The 15607-nt window shown below is 73.3% G+C and carries 11 protein-coding genes; 2 read left to right on the forward strand and 9 right to left on the reverse strand.

Annotated features, from left to right (window positions below; translation table 11 throughout):
• Positions 1-7 precede the first annotated feature (7 nt).
• The 4 genes from AC3RKB_RS03435 to AC3RKB_RS03450 all read right to left on the reverse strand — a co-directional run bounded on the left by AC3RKB_RS03435 (position 8) and on the right by AC3RKB_RS03450 (position 5365).
• Complete coding sequence (locus tag AC3RKB_RS03435; RefSeq protein ID WP_491434575.1) at positions 8-979, reverse strand: arginase family protein; 972 nt, start codon at positions 977-979, stop codon at positions 8-10.
• A 96-nt stretch (positions 980-1075) separates the two neighbouring features.
• The gene (locus AC3RKB_RS03440) at positions 1076-1363 is read right to left on the reverse strand and encodes an SHOCT domain-containing protein (RefSeq protein ID WP_491434576.1); all 288 of its coding nucleotides are present in this window, start codon (positions 1361-1363) and stop codon (positions 1076-1078) included.
• A gap of 71 nt (positions 1364-1434) precedes the next feature.
• Positions 1435-2427, reverse strand: coding sequence for an NAD-dependent epimerase/dehydratase family protein (locus AC3RKB_RS03445; protein WP_491434577.1), 993 nt, complete (start codon positions 2425-2427; stop codon positions 1435-1437).
• 82 nt (positions 2428-2509) lie between these two features.
• Entirely contained in the window at positions 2510-5365 is a 2856-nt protein-coding gene (locus tag AC3RKB_RS03450; RefSeq protein WP_491434578.1) for a cation-translocating P-type ATPase, read from the reverse strand.
• Between the two features lie 159 nt (positions 5366-5524).
• Here AC3RKB_RS03450 and AC3RKB_RS03455 point away from each other — a divergent pair, with 159 nt between their 5' ends.
• Both AC3RKB_RS03455 and AC3RKB_RS03460 read left to right on the forward strand, forming a co-directional pair.
• Positions 5525-7822, forward strand: coding sequence for a heavy metal translocating P-type ATPase (locus AC3RKB_RS03455; RefSeq protein WP_491434579.1), 2298 nt, complete (start codon positions 5525-5527; stop codon positions 7820-7822).
• Between the two features lie 135 nt (positions 7823-7957).
• The gene (locus AC3RKB_RS03460; RefSeq protein WP_491434580.1) at positions 7958-8329 is read left to right on the forward strand and encodes a nuclear transport factor 2 family protein; all 372 of its coding nucleotides are present in this window, start codon (positions 7958-7960) and stop codon (positions 8327-8329) included.
• A gap of 6 nt (positions 8330-8335) precedes the next feature.
• Here AC3RKB_RS03460 and AC3RKB_RS03465 read toward each other — a convergent pair whose 3' ends face one another.
• The 5 genes from AC3RKB_RS03465 to AC3RKB_RS03485 form a co-directional block, all read right to left on the reverse strand.
• Complete coding sequence (locus AC3RKB_RS03465; RefSeq protein WP_491434581.1) at positions 8336-8845, reverse strand: HAD family hydrolase; 510 nt, start codon at positions 8843-8845, stop codon at positions 8336-8338.
• A complete protein-coding gene (locus AC3RKB_RS03470; RefSeq protein ID WP_491434582.1) occupies positions 8842-9609 on the reverse strand; it encodes a GntR family transcriptional regulator in 768 nt (255 codons plus the stop codon). Before AC3RKB_RS03470 ends, AC3RKB_RS03465 begins: the two co-directional genes overlap by 4 nt.
• A gap of 90 nt (positions 9610-9699) precedes the next feature.
• Entirely contained in the window at positions 9700-10131 is a 432-nt protein-coding gene (locus AC3RKB_RS03475) for a hypothetical protein (protein WP_491434583.1), read from the reverse strand.
• A 46-nt stretch (positions 10132-10177) separates the two neighbouring features.
• Positions 10178-13624, reverse strand: coding sequence for an efflux RND transporter permease subunit (locus AC3RKB_RS03480; protein ID WP_491434584.1), 3447 nt, complete (start codon positions 13622-13624; stop codon positions 10178-10180).
• A gap of 210 nt (positions 13625-13834) precedes the next feature.
• Positions 13835-15562 (reverse strand): choice-of-anchor I family protein, encoded by a 1728-nt coding sequence (locus AC3RKB_RS03485; protein ID WP_491434585.1) that lies wholly within the window; start codon positions 15560-15562, stop codon positions 13835-13837.
• Between the last annotated feature and the right edge of the window lie 45 nt (positions 15563-15607).

Below are 15607 nucleotides of genomic sequence, written 5' to 3' on the forward strand. Positions count from 1 at the left end.
GGCACCCTCAGGCGGCGATCCTCGTCGCGATTCCCGCCGCGAACTCGAGCACGCACAGCGCCGCGAGCCGCACCGTGCGGCCGTCGGGCGTGTCGGCGGTCGCGTCGATCTCGGCGAGGTCGGCGCTGCGCAGGCGCGGGTCGGATGCCGCGGCGCGGACGAGCGCACGCAGCTCCCACGCCGCGAGCCCGCCCGGGACCGACGCGGGGCAGCCGGGCGCGACCGAGCGGTCGCACGCGTCGACGTCGACGTCGAGGTGCACCGGGCCGCCCGCGGCGCCGGCGACCTCGAGCGCCTCCGCCATGACCTCCGCCGGCGGGCGGCCGTGCAGCTCGTCGCGGTGGATCACGGTGATGCCGAGCTCGGCCGCCCGGCGTGCGTACGCGGCGGAGTTCGCGAAGTCCTGGATGCCGACCTGCACGATGCGGCGCGGGTCGAGGCCCGCCTCGACGAGCCGCCGCACGGGCGAGCCGTTGGAGACGCCGTCGCGGAGGTCGTAGTGCGCGTCGATCGTGACCAGCCCGGCACGGGCGAGGTCGTCGCCCCACGCGCCGAGCGCGGTCGCGACCGTGACCGAGTTGTCGCCGCCGAGGGCGACGAGCGTCTCGGAGCGCGCGAGCACCTCGGCGGCCCGGGCGCGCGTGCGCGCCTCGCCGGCCTCCCCGTCGGGCTCCTCGATGTCACCGGCGTCGGCGCACGCGAGTGCGCCGAGGTCGACGACGCCCACCGGTCGCGCCGGGGCGGGCGCGCCATCCGTCGCCGTCGCCGCCGCCGCCCGATCGGGCACCAGCGCCGGGCTGTATCGCCGCAGCGCATCCCGGATCGCGGCCGGCGTCGCGTACGAGTTCGTCGGCGAGAGCGACGTGCGCCACGCGGGCACGCCGAGCAGCGCCAGGTCGGCGCGCGCGCCCGGGGCGAGCTCCTCGAGGCGCGGCCAGTCCCCCGCGCGGGGCCAGAGCGGATCGTGCGAGAGTGCCATGGGTTCGACGCTAGCGACGCGGATGCCGCGCCGGACGGGTCGCGCGCCGCGCCGCGTCTGCGATTCCGGACGTGCCGCCGACGTCCACGGCGGCGGTCACGGCCCCGGCGGCGGCGTCTCGTCGAGCGCGCGCACGATCTCGCGGTACTCGTCGGGCGTGATCTCTCCGCGGGCGAGCCGTTCCGCGACGATCGACCGCGCGGTGCCCGTCGGCGGGGCCGCCCGGTGCTCGGGCGGCACCGGTCCCGGATGGTGCGACGCATCAGCCGACCGGTTCGTGAGCAGCACGATCACGACGACCACTGCCGCGACGATGAGGAGGATCGGCAGGAGCACCCAGACCCAGCTCCAGCCCCAGCCCATGCCGTAGTGATCCCAGAACACCCGCCTCACCTCCGATGCAGCGCGGCCGCCCGGCCCCGCTGACTGGATCGTAGGTCGCCGCGACCGATGATTCAGGGCCGAAGGACCCCCACGAGTTCGCGTTCGCGCGCGGCGCCGAGGCCCGCGCGCCGTTCGCGATCGAGGCCGGCCTCGCGCTCCCAGGCGAGCACGTCGGTGAGCGTGTCCCGCAGCGGACGCAGCCGCAGCCCCTCGCGCACCGCGGCGGCGTTCGAGCGGTCGAGGCACGCATCCCAGGTCGGGTCGACGATCCACAGCGGCAGCGAGTCGGGCCCGGACCACTCCTGGATGCCGAGTTCGCCGAGACGGTCGCCGGATGCCGCGACGAGCTCGCCGTCGTGCCCGCCGAGTTCACGCGAGACCGCGAGCCAGTCCGCGAACGTCGTCGGCTCGCCGGCCGCGTCGAACGTGCCCTCGAGCCCGCGCTCGACTGCGTCGAGCACGAAGGCCACGAGGTCGCGAACGTCGATCGCCTGCACCGCGGCATCCGGGATGTCGGGCACGAGCATGGGCAGGTCGTCCCGCGCCGACCGCGCGACCCAGTACCCGGCACGGTCGGACGGATCGCCGGGGCCGGCGATCAGTCCCGGCCGGACGACGAGCAGCCGCTCGGGTCCCGCGTCGCGCCAGGCGTCCTCGCACGCGACCTTCGCCTCGCCGTAGGTCTCGGGCGTCGACTCGTCGGACGCGAGAGCGGGAAGCAGGGCGGCCGACTCGTCGGCGCCATGCTCGTCGTGACGCGCGTACACGCTGCACGACGAGATGAACGTCACGTGCCGCGCGCGCCCGGCGAGCGCGGCCGCCGCCCGGCGCGCGTGCCCGGGCTGCCGGGTCAGGTCGATCACGGCGTCCCACTCGCGCCCGGCCACGGCGTCGTACGCGGCCGTGCCGGCCTGATCGCGGTCGGCGACGACGAGGTCGGCGCCCGGCGCGATCGCGCCCGCCTCGCCGCGAGCGAGGCACGTCACCCGATGCCCGCGTGCGAGCGCCTCCTGCGCGAGCGCGCGTCCGAGCCACTGGGTTCCACCGAGGATGAGCAGGTCCATGCCGTCATCACAGCACGGGCGGCCTGCCGATCGCGCGCATGTTCACGCAGCGCGAACCGGGTTTCGATACGCCGCTTCGCTGCTACTCGACCACCAGCGCCGCGCCACCCGCCCGCCGCCGCATCGCCACGCGGATGCCGAGCTTGCGGAGCTCCTCGACCCACAGCACGACCGACGCCATGCCGGCGCAGACCGCCCAGTGCGCGGCGTCGAGCGGCGCGGTGCCGAACGCGACCTGCAGCACGGGCAGCGACACGACCGCGACCTGCAGCACGACCGCGAGCCCCACCGCACCCCACAGCCAGCCGTTCGTGAACAGCCCGCGGAACGCGCTCGAGGTCGCCGAGCGTGCGTTGAACGCCGTGAACAGCCCCGCGAACACGAGCGTCGTGAAGCCCGCCGTCCGGGCGACGTCGAACGAGTCGGAGCCGCCCGGCACGAGGCCGCCGGGCAGGAACACGTCCATCGTGAGCAGCGTGACCACCGCGATCACCAGCCCCGTGACCCCGATGCCGATCCACATGCCGAGGTCGATGGCCCGGTCGTGGATGCCGCGCGGCGGGCGCGCCATGACGTCGTCGATCTCGGGATCGACGCCCATCGCGAGCGCCGGACCCGAGTCGGTGACGAGGTTGATCCAGAGGATCTGCGTCGCCAGCAGCGGCAGCACCAGCCCACCGTCGCTCGCCGCCGTGAAGCCGAGCGCCCCCGCGAACACCACGCCGAGGAACACCGTGAGCACCTCGCCCATGTTCGAGTAGAGCAGGTAGCGCAGGAACTTCCGGATGTTGTCGAAGATGCCCCGGCCCTCGCGAACGGCGTGCACGATCGTCGCGAAGTCGTCGTCGGCGAGCACCATGTTCGCCGCCTCCTTCGTGACCTCGGTGCCCGTGATGCCCATCGCGATGCCGATGTCGGCCGACTTGAGCGCGGGCGCGTCGTTCACGCCGTCGCCGGTCATCGCGACGATCAGGCCCTCGGCCTGCAGCGCGTCGACGATCCGCAGCTTGTGCTCGGGTGCGACCCTCGCGAACACCGATACCGTGCGCACCGCGTCGCGCAGCTGGCGCTCGTCCATCCCGTCGAGCCGCGCGCCCGGCAGCGCGATCCCCTCGTCGCCGATGATGCCGAGGTCGCGCGCGATGCGCGCCGCGGTCGCCGGATGGTCGCCCGTGATCATGACCACCCGGATGCCGGCGGCGCGCGCCTCCGCGATCGCCGGCCGGACCTCGGGGCGGGGCGGGTCGATGATGCCGACGACGCCCGCGTAGACGAGATCCTCCTCGGCCGACTCGTCGAAGCCCGCGGCATCCGCACGGCCCTCGCCGCCCTCGAGCTCCGGGGCGGGACGATACGCGACCCCGATCGTGCGGAACGCCTCCTCGGACAGCGCCTCGGCCTCGGCGAGCGCGCGGGCCCGACGCACCGCGTCGAGCGCGGCGACCTCGGCCCCGACCTGGATGCGCGTGCAGTGCCGCAGCAGCACGTCGGGCGCGCCCTTGCTCAGCACGACGAGGTCACCGCGTTCATGGCGGTGCGCGGTCGACATCATCTTGCGTTCGGAGCTGAACGGCACCTCGCCGACGCGATCGTACCGGGCCGCCTCGGTCGTCGTGCCCTCGACCTTGCGGGCGGCGACGAGGAACGCCGCCTCGGTCGGGTCGCCCTCGATCGCCCATTCGCCGCCGTGCTCGGCGAGCTGGGCATCGTTGGCGAGCGAACCCGCGCCGAGCACGATCTGCGCCTCGAGGCGCAGCGGCCCCGCCTCGAGCGGCCGGCCCTTGACCGTCGCCGCACCCACGGGCTCGTAGCCGACCCCGGCGAGGTCGACCGCGCCCGACGCGGTCACGACGCGCTGGATGGTCATCTGGTTGGTGGTGAGGGTCCCGGTCTTGTCGGTGCAGATCACCGAGGCGGAGCCGAGCGTCTCGACGCTCGAGAGCGCCTTCACGACGGCGTTGCGCCGCGCCATCCGCTGCACCCCGAGCGCGAGCACGAGCGACAGGATCGCCGGGAGCCCCTCCGGCACGGCCGCGACCGCGAGCGAGACGCCGAGCAGCAGCACGGTCACGAACTCGGCCGGCGTGCGAACGCCCTGTACGAGCGCGACCGTGAGCATCACGACGATCGCGATGACCACCACGATGCGGCCGAGCATGCGGCCGAGGTGGCCCACCTCGACCTGGAGCGGCGTCGGCTCGTCCTCGGTCTCGTCGAGCATGGTCGCGATCGCGCCCATCTGGGTCGACATGCCGGTCGCGGTCACGATCGCCCGGCCCGTGCCGCGGCTGACGGCCGTGCCCTTGAACACCATGTCGCGACGGTCGCCGAGCGGCACCTCGTCGGCGAGCGTGTCGGGGCGCTTCGCGACCGGAGCGCTCTCGCCGGTGAGCGAGGCCTCGGCCACCTGCAGCGTGGCGGCGCGGAACAGCCGGGCGTCGGCGCCGACCTGGTCGCCCTCGGCGAGCACGAGGATGTCGCCGGGGACGAGCCCGGCACTCGCGACGGTGCGCAGCTCGCCGTCGCGGAGCACGGTCGAGTGGGCCTGCGTCATCACCGCCAGCGCCGCGACGGCGCGCTCGGCCCGCGACTCCTGGACGAGGCCGAGCACCGCGTTCAGCACGATGATGCCCAGGATCACGACCGCGTCGATCGGCCAGCCCTCGGCGCCCTCGACGAGCCAGGCGATCACCGAGATCACGACCGCGGCGAGCAGGAGCAGGATGAGCGGATCGGCGACCTGCGCGAGCACGCGGCGCCAGAAGGGGTTGCGTCTCGCGCTCCGCAACTCGTTCGCGCCGTGGACGGCGAGGCGCGCGGCCGCGTCGCCGGCCGAGAGTCCGCGCTCGGGGTCGACCCCGAGGCGACGGGCGACCTCGTCGACGTCGGTGCGCGCCGGATCGAGCCCGATCGAGGTCTCTCCCGGAATCGCGGCCATGGTTCCATCCTCCGGGCGGCGCCGCCGCGGTCGCAACGGACGGAAGGCCCGCGCGATGGATGCGGGATCGGTCGGATCGGGGAATGATGTCGGTGCCGGACGGGTTGTGCCTGATACCCCATAGGGGTATATTTCGGACCCAGGTTCTGGGAGGTCACCATGGACACGCAGCACGACGAGCACGCGACGCACGATCCGCACGCGGGGCACGACATGCACGCGGGGCACGACATGCACGCGGGGCACGACACGCACGCGGGGCACGACGCGCACGCCGAGCACTCGGGGCACTCGGGGCACGAGCACCACGCGGCATCCGGCACGATCGCCACGGAGGCGCACGCCGAGCATGCGGGGCACGCCGGGCACGAGGCGCACGCGGGTCACGACGCCCACGCCGGCGCGATGGCCCACGCCGGTCACGGCGGGCACGCGGGCCACGGCGACCACGTCGGCCAGTTCCGCCGGCTCTTCTGGATCATGCTCGTCATCGCGATCCCGACGATCGCCTTCAGCGGCATGTTCGCCGACCTGCTCGGCTACGAGCTGCCCGACAACCCGATCGTGCAGTGGATCCCGCCGGTGCTCGGCTCGGTGCTGTACTTCTGGGGCGGTTCGCCGTTCCTCACCGGCGCCTGGTCCGAGCTGAAGGCGCGCAAGCCCGGCATGATGCTCCTCATCGGGCTCGCCATCACGGTCGCCTACGTCGCGTCGCTCGGCGCGAGCCTCGGGATCTTCCCGCATCACCTCGACTTCTGGTGGGAGCTCGCGCTCCTCATCGTGATCATGCTGCTCGGCCACTGGCTCGAGATGCGCTCGCTCGCGGCGACCTCGTCGGCGCTCGACGCGCTGGCCGCACTGCTGCCCGACGAGGCCGAGCGCGTGGTCTCGACAGGCTCGAGCAGCGGGGGCACGGATGCCACGACCACGGTCGAGACGGTCTCGCCGTCCGAGCTCGCCGTCGGCGACGTCGTGATCGTCCGCCCCGGCGGCCGCGTGCCGGCCGACGGCGACGTGGTCGACGGCACCGCCGCAGTGGACGAGTCGATGATCACCGGCGAGTCCCGCACCGTCAGCCGCGGTCCCGGCGACCGCGTCGTCGCCGGCACCGTGGCGACCGACACCGCGATCCGGGTGCGCGTCGCCGCGGTCGGCGACGACACCGCGCTCGCCGGCATCCAGCGCCTCGTGGCCGAGGCCCAGGCATCGAGCTCGCGCGCGCAGCGCCTCGCCGACCGCGCCGCCGGCTGGCTGTTCTGGTTCGCGCTCGTCGCCGCCGCGATCACGGCTGTCGCCTGGGCGGCTGTGGGCCTGCCCGACGAGGGCGTCATCCACACCGTGACGGTACTCGTGATCGCCTGCCCCCACGCGCTCGGCCTCGCCATCCCGCTCGTCGTGCAGATCGCGACCGAGCGCGCGGCCCGCGGCGGCGTGCTCGTCACCGACCGGCTCGCGCTCGAGACGATGCGCACCGTGCAGGCCGTGCTCTTCGACAAGACCGGCACCCTCACCAAGGGCGAGCCGGCGGTGACGGATGCTGCGGCGGCCCCCGGGCACGATCTCGACGAGGTGCTCGCCCTCGCGGCATCGGCCGAGCACGACTCCGAGCACCCGCTCGCGAAGGCCATCGTCGCCGAGGCGGGTCGACGCTCGCTCGCACTGCAGGCGGCAACCGGCTTCGCGGCCTCCGCCGCGGTGGGCGTCACCGCGCGCGTGTCCGGGCGCGAGGTGCACGTCGGCGGTCCGGGCCTGCTCGCCCGCGAAGGGCTCGACCCGCTGCCGGAGTCGGCCGCGTGGGCCCAGCGCGGCTCCACCGTGCTGCACGTGGTCGTCGGCGACGAGGTCGCCGGGGCGATCGCGCTGGCCGACGAGATCCGGCCCGAGTCGCGCGAGGCCGTCGACGCGCTGCACGCCGTCGGCGTGCAGGTCGTGATGATCACGGGCGATGCGGAGCCGGTGGCCCGCACGGTCGCCGCCGAGCTCGGCATCGACCGGGTCTTCGCCGGTGTGCGGCCGGAGGACAAGTCGGCGAAGGTCCAGGAGCTCCAGCGCGAGGGCCTCTCGGTCGCGATGGTCGGCGACGGCGTCAACGACGCCCCGGCGCTCGCCCAGGCCGACGTGGGCATCGCCATCGGCGCCGGCACGGATGTCGCGATCGCCTCGGCCGGCGTCATCCTGGCCTCGAGCGACCCGCGTTCGGTGCTCTCGGTGATCGAGCTGTCGCGCGCCTCGTACCGCAAGATGCAGCAGAACCTCTGGTGGGCGGCCGGGTACAACCTGATCTCGGTGCCGCTCGCGGCGGGCGTGCTCGCGCCCATCGGGTTCGTGCTGCCGATGTCGGTCGGCGCCATCCTGATGTCGCTGTCGACGATCATCGTCGCCGCCAACGCGCAGCTGCTGCGGCGCCTCGACCTGCGGCCCGAGGCGTCCGCGCGGGCCGCACTCGAGCGGGCCTGACACATCGAGTGGGCGATCCTGGCGCCGTCCGCAGGACGGCGACCGCCAAGATCGCCCACTCGATGCGGGTGCCGCCGGCCGGGCACCCGGCCGGTCCGCCTCGGCGCGCCGCGGCCATAGGCGTAGGCTCCCGGCATGGACGACGAGGCGATCGCGGTACTGGTGACGGGAGCGGAACGGCGCTTGCTCGAACCCGAGGTGCGACGCGATCCCACGGCGCTGGAGGACCTGCTCCACGAGTCGTTCCGCGAGATCGGGCGCAGCGGACGGCTCTGGACGCGCGACGAGCTCATCGACGTGATGACCGGTCCCGATGCCGTCGACGTGCAGTCGGCGGTCGTGACGGGCGAGCACGTCGAGCTCGTGGCACCCGACCTCGCACTGCTGACCTACACGCTCGACGCCGACGGCGCGCGCAGCCGGCGCAGCTCGCTCTGGCGGATCGCCGGCGACCGGCCGCGCATGCTGTTCCACCAGGGCACGCCGCTCGGCCTGAACGTCGGCTAGCTCCGCCTACCGGGCCGGCGCCGCGGGCATCGCGAGCGCGATGAGGTCGTTGACGTCGGAGAGGATGGCGTCGTGCGGCCCGCCCTCGAGCTCGGCCCGCCGGGCGGCGCCGCTGAGCACGCCGACCACCCATCCGGCTCCGGCGGCGCGGCCCGCCTCGAGCAACGCGAGGGAATCGCCGGCCACGAGCACCTGCCGGACGTCGAGCGTGCCGGTCAGCTCCATCGCATGGTGGACCGCGTACGGCGCGGGCGGCGGTGCGATGACCTCGTCGCCGCACACGACGGCGTCGACCGGGCCGGCCGGTGCGCCGGGCACCCCCGTCCAGCCCAGCGCGTCGAGCGACGCCTCGGCGATCGCCCGATCGGGCTCGCACACGAGCGCGACGCGCACGCCCCGGCGGCGCAGCTCGACGAGCGTCGCCTGGACGCCGCGCAATGCGACCGGCGGGGCGCCGGCATCCGTCGACCGCCGCACGACGGCACCCTCGAACCCGAGCACCACGAGGCTGATCATCGGCGCCTGCCCTGGTCGTCGGGCTGCGACCGCGTCAACGGCGTGCGGCGGTCGACCTCGTTCTCGATCGTGAATGTCGCGAGCTCGGGCCGATACCGGTCGTCGGCGTACGAGAGCGGGCGGCGGGCGGAGTCGTAGGTGATCCGGCGCTCGCGCAGCAGCGGGCTGCCCTGGCCGACGTCGAGCGACTCGGCGTCGAGCGGGTTCGCCGCGACCGCGTCGATCGTGTGCCGGGCGCGTCGCAGGTCGACGCCCTTGGCGATGAGGTGCGCGTGCAGCGACCCTCGGTCGCAGTCCATGTCGTCGAGCAGCGCGCCGACCTCGGGCGGGAACGACGTGCGCTCGACCATCGTGGGCACGTCGTCGAGCGTGCGCACGCGGACGACCTGCACGACGGCGGCGCCCTCGTCGAGCCCGAGGAAGCCGGCGACCGTCGACGGGGCAGGCCGGCTCGCGGATTCGATGGTGCGCTGGCCGGGTGTCTTGCCGATCGAGCGAGCCCAGGCTGTGAACGACGAGAACGTCGAGAACGGCTGCGTCGGCACGACCCGGCCGACGATCGGGGCGCGGCCGCGACCGCCGACGATGAACCCCTCCTCGCGCAGCACGGCGAGCGCGCGCCGCACCGGCCCGCGGGAGAGGCCGAACTCGCGGCACAACGCCGCCTCGCTCGGCAGGCGCATGCCGGCCGGCCATTCGCCGCGCCCGATGCGCTCGCGGAGCGTGCTCGTCACCCGCTGATGGAGCGGCACCTCGCTGGACATGCCTCGACGGTACGGACTCCCCGCAGCCCGACGGGTGGGCGCGACGCGACGTTCCGGTGAAGGTTCGGTGAACCGCGGTCGACGTGACGCTCAGCGCGCCTCGGGCGCGAGCTCTCGTGCGCGGCGCAGGAGGCGCACGAATCCGTCGCGGTCGAGCCGGTCGAGCGAGGCGATCTGGATCGCCGCGGAGCCGACCTTCACGCGACCGAGCTCGCCGGCGCGACGCTTGACCAGGTACTCGCCCTCCTCGGCGGCGTTGACGTAGACGCTGAGGTGCGCGGCCTGGTCGGCCAGCCCCACGAGGAACCACTCGACCGGCTCGCCGCGCGGACGCGACTGCGTGATCGCGCCGTACCCGATGATCGACTGCTCGGTGCCGCCCCAGAACACGCCCTGCCACAGGGCCCGATCGAGCCCGGTGAACTCGGCGGCGATGACGCGGTCGAGTTCGCGTGCCGCATCGGCCCGCGGCCCCTCCAGCTCGGCCAGCCAGCCGTCGACGTCGATCGTCGTGCGTTCCATGGAACCCATGCTGCCGGATACCGCCGACACCCGGGCGGATCGAGCGCTAGGAGCCCGTGCCGACGGGAGCCGTGGCATCCGCTCCGCCGCCGGCCTCGCCCGATTCGGCCGCGGCGCGCTTCGCCGCGCGCTTCATGCGGCGACGCTCGCGCCCACCCTCGACGAGGTCGTACAGCGCCGGCAGCACGAGCAGCGTGAGTACGGTCGACGACAGCAGTCCGCCGATCACGACGAGCGCGAGCGGCTGCGAGATGAACCCGCCGCTGCCCGTGAGCCCGAGCGCGAGCGGCAGCAGCGCGAAGATCGTCGCGAGCGCCGTCATGAGGATCGGCCGGAGTCGGCGCGAGGCGCCGTGCAGCAGGGCGTCGCGCACGCTCATGCCGCGCTCCCGGTACTGGTTCACGAGGTCGATGAGGACGATGGCATTGGTCACGACGATGCCGACGAGCATGAGCACGCCGACGAGCGACGCGACGCCGAGCGGGATGCCCGTGATGATCTGCAGCAGGATGGCGCCGGTGGCCGCGAACGGCACCGAGACGAGCAGCAGCAGCGGCTGCAGCAGCGACCGGAACGTCGCGACCATGACGACGTACACGATCAGGATCGCCGCGAGCAGCGCGAGGCCGAGCTGCGAGAACGACTCCTGCTGGTCGGCCGTGACGCCGCCGATCGACGCCGACGTGCCGGCGGGGAGGTCGACCGCGGCGAGCGCCTGCTGCACCTGCCCGCTGGCGGCGCCGAGGTCGTCGCCCGCCGGCGTGGCGGAGACGGTCGAGCTCCGCAGTCCCTTGACGGTCGTGACCGAGGCCGGGCCGTCGACCTGCGCGACGGTGGCGAGCGAGTCGAGGCGGACCGGCCCGGTGGGCGTGGGCACCTCGAGCGCCTGGAGCTCTGCGACGGACGCGGGCGGCGCGCCGCCCGAGAGGTAGATCGTGAGCGTCTGCTCGTCGATCACGATCGACCCCGCCGCCTGGGGCTGCATCTCGGCGGAGACGACGCCGCCGAGCGCGACCTCGGAGTATCCGACGTCGGCGGCCTTCCGCCGGTCGACCTGGACCGCGATGTAGGGTCGCGACTCCTCGAGGTTCGAGGTGACCTGGCTCAGCGAGTCGAGTTCCGTGAGCTCGGCGACGACGGCGTCGGTCGCGTCGCGGAGATCCTCCTGGTTGGACGCCGTGATGTCGACCTCGATGTCGCTCGAGGCGCCGAAGCCGCTCTGCGCCGACACGGTGATCTCACCGGTGTCGTCGAGCTCGGCGAGCTCGGCCCGGACCTCCGCCTGCAACGCCTCCTGGTCGGCGTCCTCGTCGGTCGTGACGTTGTACGCCACGGTCGACCCGCCGCCGCCGAACGCCGCGAGGGCGCCGCCGCCGGTCGACGTGCCGATCGAGGTCTGCACGGTCTCGACGCCCTCGACGCCGCGGATGGCCTCCTCGACCGGGATCGACGCCTGGGCCATGTACTCCAGGCTCGAGCTGACTGGGAGCTCCTGGGTGACGCGGAACGTGTTCTGACCGCTCGAGCCGAGGAAGTTCGTCTTCATGAGCGGCGCGAGCGCGACCGTGCCGGCGAGCACGAGCACCGCGACGATGATCGTCACCGCCGAGTGCCGGAGCGTCCAGCCGAGGATCGGGAGGAAGCCCTTCTGCAGGCGCGACGGGTGCTCGAGTTCGTCGACCGGTGCGGCGGTGCCCGTCGTGGCCGGTCGGGGCGCGTCATCCGGTGCCGGCTTGGGCCGCAGGCCCGTGCCGCCGTCGGCATTGCGGAGCTCGGGGGCGAGCCACACCTCGTCGACGAATGCGGCCGCCGCCGCGGCATCCTGCTCGCTCTGGCCCTTCGCGGGCTTCGCGGGCTTCAGGAACCAGTACGCGAGCACCGGCACGATCGTCAGTGAGACGAGCAGCGACGCCAGCAGCGCGATCGTGACGGTCAGCGAGAACGGACGGAACAGCTCGCCCGTGACGCCCTCGACGAGTGCGATCGGGAGGAACACCGCGACCGTCGTGACCGTCGACGCCGTGATCGCGCCGGCGACCTCGCGTACCGCGTGGATGATCGTCGACGCCTTGTCGACGCCCGCGACGAGGTGGCGCTTGATGTTCTCGATCACGACGATCGAGTCGTCGACGACGCGGCCGATCGAGATCGTCAGCGCGCCGAGCGTGAGGATGTTCAGCGTGTAGTCGGCGGCCTGCAGGCCGATGAACGTGATGAGCACCGAGGTCGGGATCGAGATCGCGGTGACGAGGGTCGCGCGCACCGACATCAGGAAGACGAGGATCACCAGCACCGCGAACACGAGGCCGAGCAGGCCCTCGACCGCGAGCGACTCGATGGACTTCTCGATGTACGGCGCCTGATCGAACACGACCGTGAACTCGGCGCCGGGGTTGGTCGTGTCGAGCGCCGCCTGCAGGTCGGGCAGTGCGTCGCGCACCGCGTTCGAGACCTCGACGGTGTTCGCGGCGGGCAGCTTGGTGACCGAGATCGCCAGCGCCGGCTCGCCGTTCACGCGCGAGATGCTCGTCTGCGGGTTCTCGGTGAGTTCGACGGTCGCCACGTCGCCGATGGTGAGCGCGACGGGCGCGGGCGCGGCGGGAAGGCCCGTGGCGGCGTCCAGGCCGAGATCGGCGCCGGTCCCGGTCTCGGCGCCGGTGCCGGTGCCGATCTCCCCGTCTGGGAGTGCGCCGGCCTCGGGCTCGATCGGGTTGCCGTCGGCGTCGAGCTCGGGCGCCGCCTGCGGTTCGGTCGCGCCGAGCAGGGGCAGCGCACTGATGTCCTCGACGCTGCCGAGCCGCGTTCCGGCCTGCACCGCGAACGTCGAGTCGCCCTCGGTGATCTCGCCGGCCGGCAGCAGCACGCCGTTCTGCTGCAGCGCGTCGCGGATGGCCTGGCTCGTGAGCCCGTAGGCCGCGAGCTGCGCCTGGTCGGGCGTGATGACCACGCGCCGGCCCTGGTCGCCGACGAGCGTCGCGTCGCGCACCCCGTCGATGTCGCGGATCTCGGGCAGCGTCGTGCGGACCAGTTCGTCGGAGAGCGTCGACGGGTCCTCGGCCCCGGTCACCGCGACGGCGAGCACGGGCAGGTCGTCGAAGCTGAAGGCGACGACCTGTGGTTCGACGTCCTCGGGCAGGTCGGGCGCGATGCGGTTGACCGCCGAGAGGAGCTTCTGCTCGGCGAAGGCGAGGTCGGTGCCGAAGGTGAAGCTCGCGACCACGCGCGAGATGCCCGTCGAACTCGTGGTCGAGGTCGACTCGAGGCCCGTGATGCCCTGGATCGCGGTCTCGACCGGCGTCGACACGTCGGCGTTGACCACGTCGGGTGATGCGCCGGGGTAGGCGGTGATGATCGACAGCTGCGGGAGCTGGATGGACGGCGCGAGCTCCTGCTTGAGTCCGTTGAGCGCGATGCCGCCGAAGATGGCGACGACGATCGTGACGAGGGCGATGAGGGCGCGATTCCGCATGCTGAGCTTCGCGAGCACGGACATGCGTCCGATTCTCTCAGTCGGGATGAGTGCCGGCGTCACCCGAAAGTGTGAACGTGCCGGCGAGGGCATGGACCCGTGTCCCCCGTCCGGGGTGGGTACGGACGATCACGCCTCGGCCAGGGTCGCGGCACGGCCGGTCGCGCCATCGGGGAACGCGACCGGCCGGGGGCGGTGGCCTCGGGTTCCACCGCCCCCGTCCTCTCCGTGCGGCTACTCCGCGGCGGTCGCCGCGTCGATCGCGTACAGCGTCGTGGTGCCCGACACCTCGTTCGCGACCGCGAGCATCGGCGCTCCCGTCGGGCTCGAGGCCGCCGGGATGAACGTGAGGCCCTCCGGACCGAGGTCGCCCGCCTCCGAGAGGCGCTCGACGCCGTCGACCTCGACCGAGACCGAGAAGTCGCGGTGGTTGAGGTAGGTCACGAACGCGGCATCCGTCGGTTCGGTGATGTCGTAGACGGCGACCCCGCCGACGCGTTCGAAGCCGATGAAGGCATAGGTGCGACCGTCGACCTCGCCGATCGCGAGGCTCTCGGGCTCCGGGCCCTTGTCGTCGCTGCGCCCCTCGAGGTTCGACTCGGAGTGGTTCGAGTTGAAGAACTCGGGAGCGGCCTCGTGCGTGAAGCGCTCGAAGTCCTCACCCGAGTCGAACACGAGCTCGCCGGCGGTCGACCAGATCGAGAACGAGCGCGAGCCGAACGCGTACAGCTCCTCGTAGCAGCTCCCGTCGGCGCTGAGTCCCATCGCCGTCGAGACGTTGAGGCGCCCGAGATCGGCGTCGCCCTTCAGCTCCGCGACCGGGCTCGACGCGCAGATCGGCGCGAGGCCGCCCTTGCCGAGGTCCTTGACGCGCGCCGGCTCGACGTAGTCGCCCCACTCGCGCGCGTCGCCCTCGTTCGCCGACACCAGCCAGGTCTCGCCGCCCGCCTCGTACGCCGCGAGGCCGTCGGGCAGGTACATGCCCTTCAGCCCCTCGAAGGTGCGCGCAGCGTAGGTCGGCGCACCCTGCGGGTCACGGTCCGACGCGTCGATGGCGTGCCCCGCGACCGAGTGGTCGACGAAGCCCAGCGGCAGGATCTCCTCGACGGTCGCCGTCTCGAGGTCGACGACGGCGACGGCGTTCGCCTCCTGGAGCGTCACGTACGCGGTGCCGCCGTCGATCGCGACGTATTCGGGCTCGAGGTTCCGCGACACCGGGAGGTCGGCCTCGGGCGTCGGTCCGAACACGCGCACCTCGGCTCGCAGCTCCTTCGTGCCATCCGTCTCGAAGGCATGGAAGTCGGCGATGCGCACGTCGCCCTGGCTCGCCGCCGCGACCGTCGCGGGCAGGGCCACCACGGCGACCGACCCCTCGGGGTCGCTCGCGAAGTCGTCGGCCGGCTCGCCCTCGTTCGCGACGACCGCCCGCGTGCCGTCCGCCGAGAGCGCGACCATGTCGGGCAGGGCGCCGACGACCACGCTGCCGAGCACGCGCGGCGTCTTCTTCGTCGCGTCGAAGAACACCAGTCGACCCGGAGCGGTCTTGTCGTCGGCGTCCTCCAGGGCGACGACGCCGAGTCCGTCGGCGCGCACGGCGACCGAGTTCGGGATGCCGTCGGCGACGAGCTCGCCGACCTTCTTCGGCTTCGACGGCTTCTTCACGTCGAGCACCTCGACGAGGCCGGCCTGCGCGCTCACGACGTAGAGGCGCTCGTCGAAGTACGCGACGATCTCGGCGGCGGACTCGTCGAAGACCCCGCTCTCGTAGGTGCCGAGCGGTGCGAGCGAGAGCTCGGCGTCCGCGGCCGACAGCTCGATCGCGTCGGCGACGAGCGGGGCGGGCTTGGGTCCGGGCTGGGCCGCGGCGGGACCGGCGGCGAGGAGGCCGGCGACGAGCGCCGCGCACAACACGGCGGGCGTCGCCGACGCCGCACGCCGGAGTCGGGTTCGTGGGGAGAGCATGGGTCACCTTCGGTCGGGTGGGGGCATGGACCGGACCACTCTCTC

Source organism: Agromyces capsici, from assembly GCF_058349965.1.

Coding starts and splice junctions, on each gene's coding strand:
- AC3RKB_RS03435 (WP_491434575.1), bottom strand. CDS start 979: ATGGCACTCTCGCACGATCCGCTCTGGCCCCGCGCGGGGGACTGGCCG.
- AC3RKB_RS03445 (WP_491434577.1), bottom strand. CDS start 2,427: ATGGACCTGCTCATCCTCGGTGGAACCCAGTGGCTCGGACGCGCGCTC.
- AC3RKB_RS03450 (WP_491434578.1), bottom strand. CDS start 5,365: ATGGCCGCGATTCCGGGAGAGACCTCGATCGGGCTCGATCCGGCGCGC.
- AC3RKB_RS03455 (WP_491434579.1), top strand. CDS start 5,525: ATGGACACGCAGCACGACGAGCACGCGACGCACGATCCGCACGCGGGG.
- AC3RKB_RS03460 (WP_491434580.1), top strand. CDS start 7,958: ATGGACGACGAGGCGATCGCGGTACTGGTGACGGGAGCGGAACGGCGC.
- AC3RKB_RS03465 (WP_491434581.1), bottom strand. CDS start 8,845: ATGATCAGCCTCGTGGTGCTCGGGTTCGAGGGTGCCGTCGTGCGGCGG.
- AC3RKB_RS03470 (WP_491434582.1), bottom strand. CDS start 9,609: ATGTCCAGCGAGGTGCCGCTCCATCAGCGGGTGACGAGCACGCTCCGC.
- AC3RKB_RS03475 (WP_491434583.1), bottom strand. CDS start 10,131: ATGGAACGCACGACGATCGACGTCGACGGCTGGCTGGCCGAGCTGGAG.
- AC3RKB_RS03480 (WP_491434584.1), bottom strand. CDS start 13,624: ATGTCCGTGCTCGCGAAGCTCAGCATGCGGAATCGCGCCCTCATCGCC.
- AC3RKB_RS03485 (WP_491434585.1), bottom strand. CDS start 15,562: ATGCTCTCCCCACGAACCCGACTCCGGCGTGCGGCGTCGGCGACGCCC.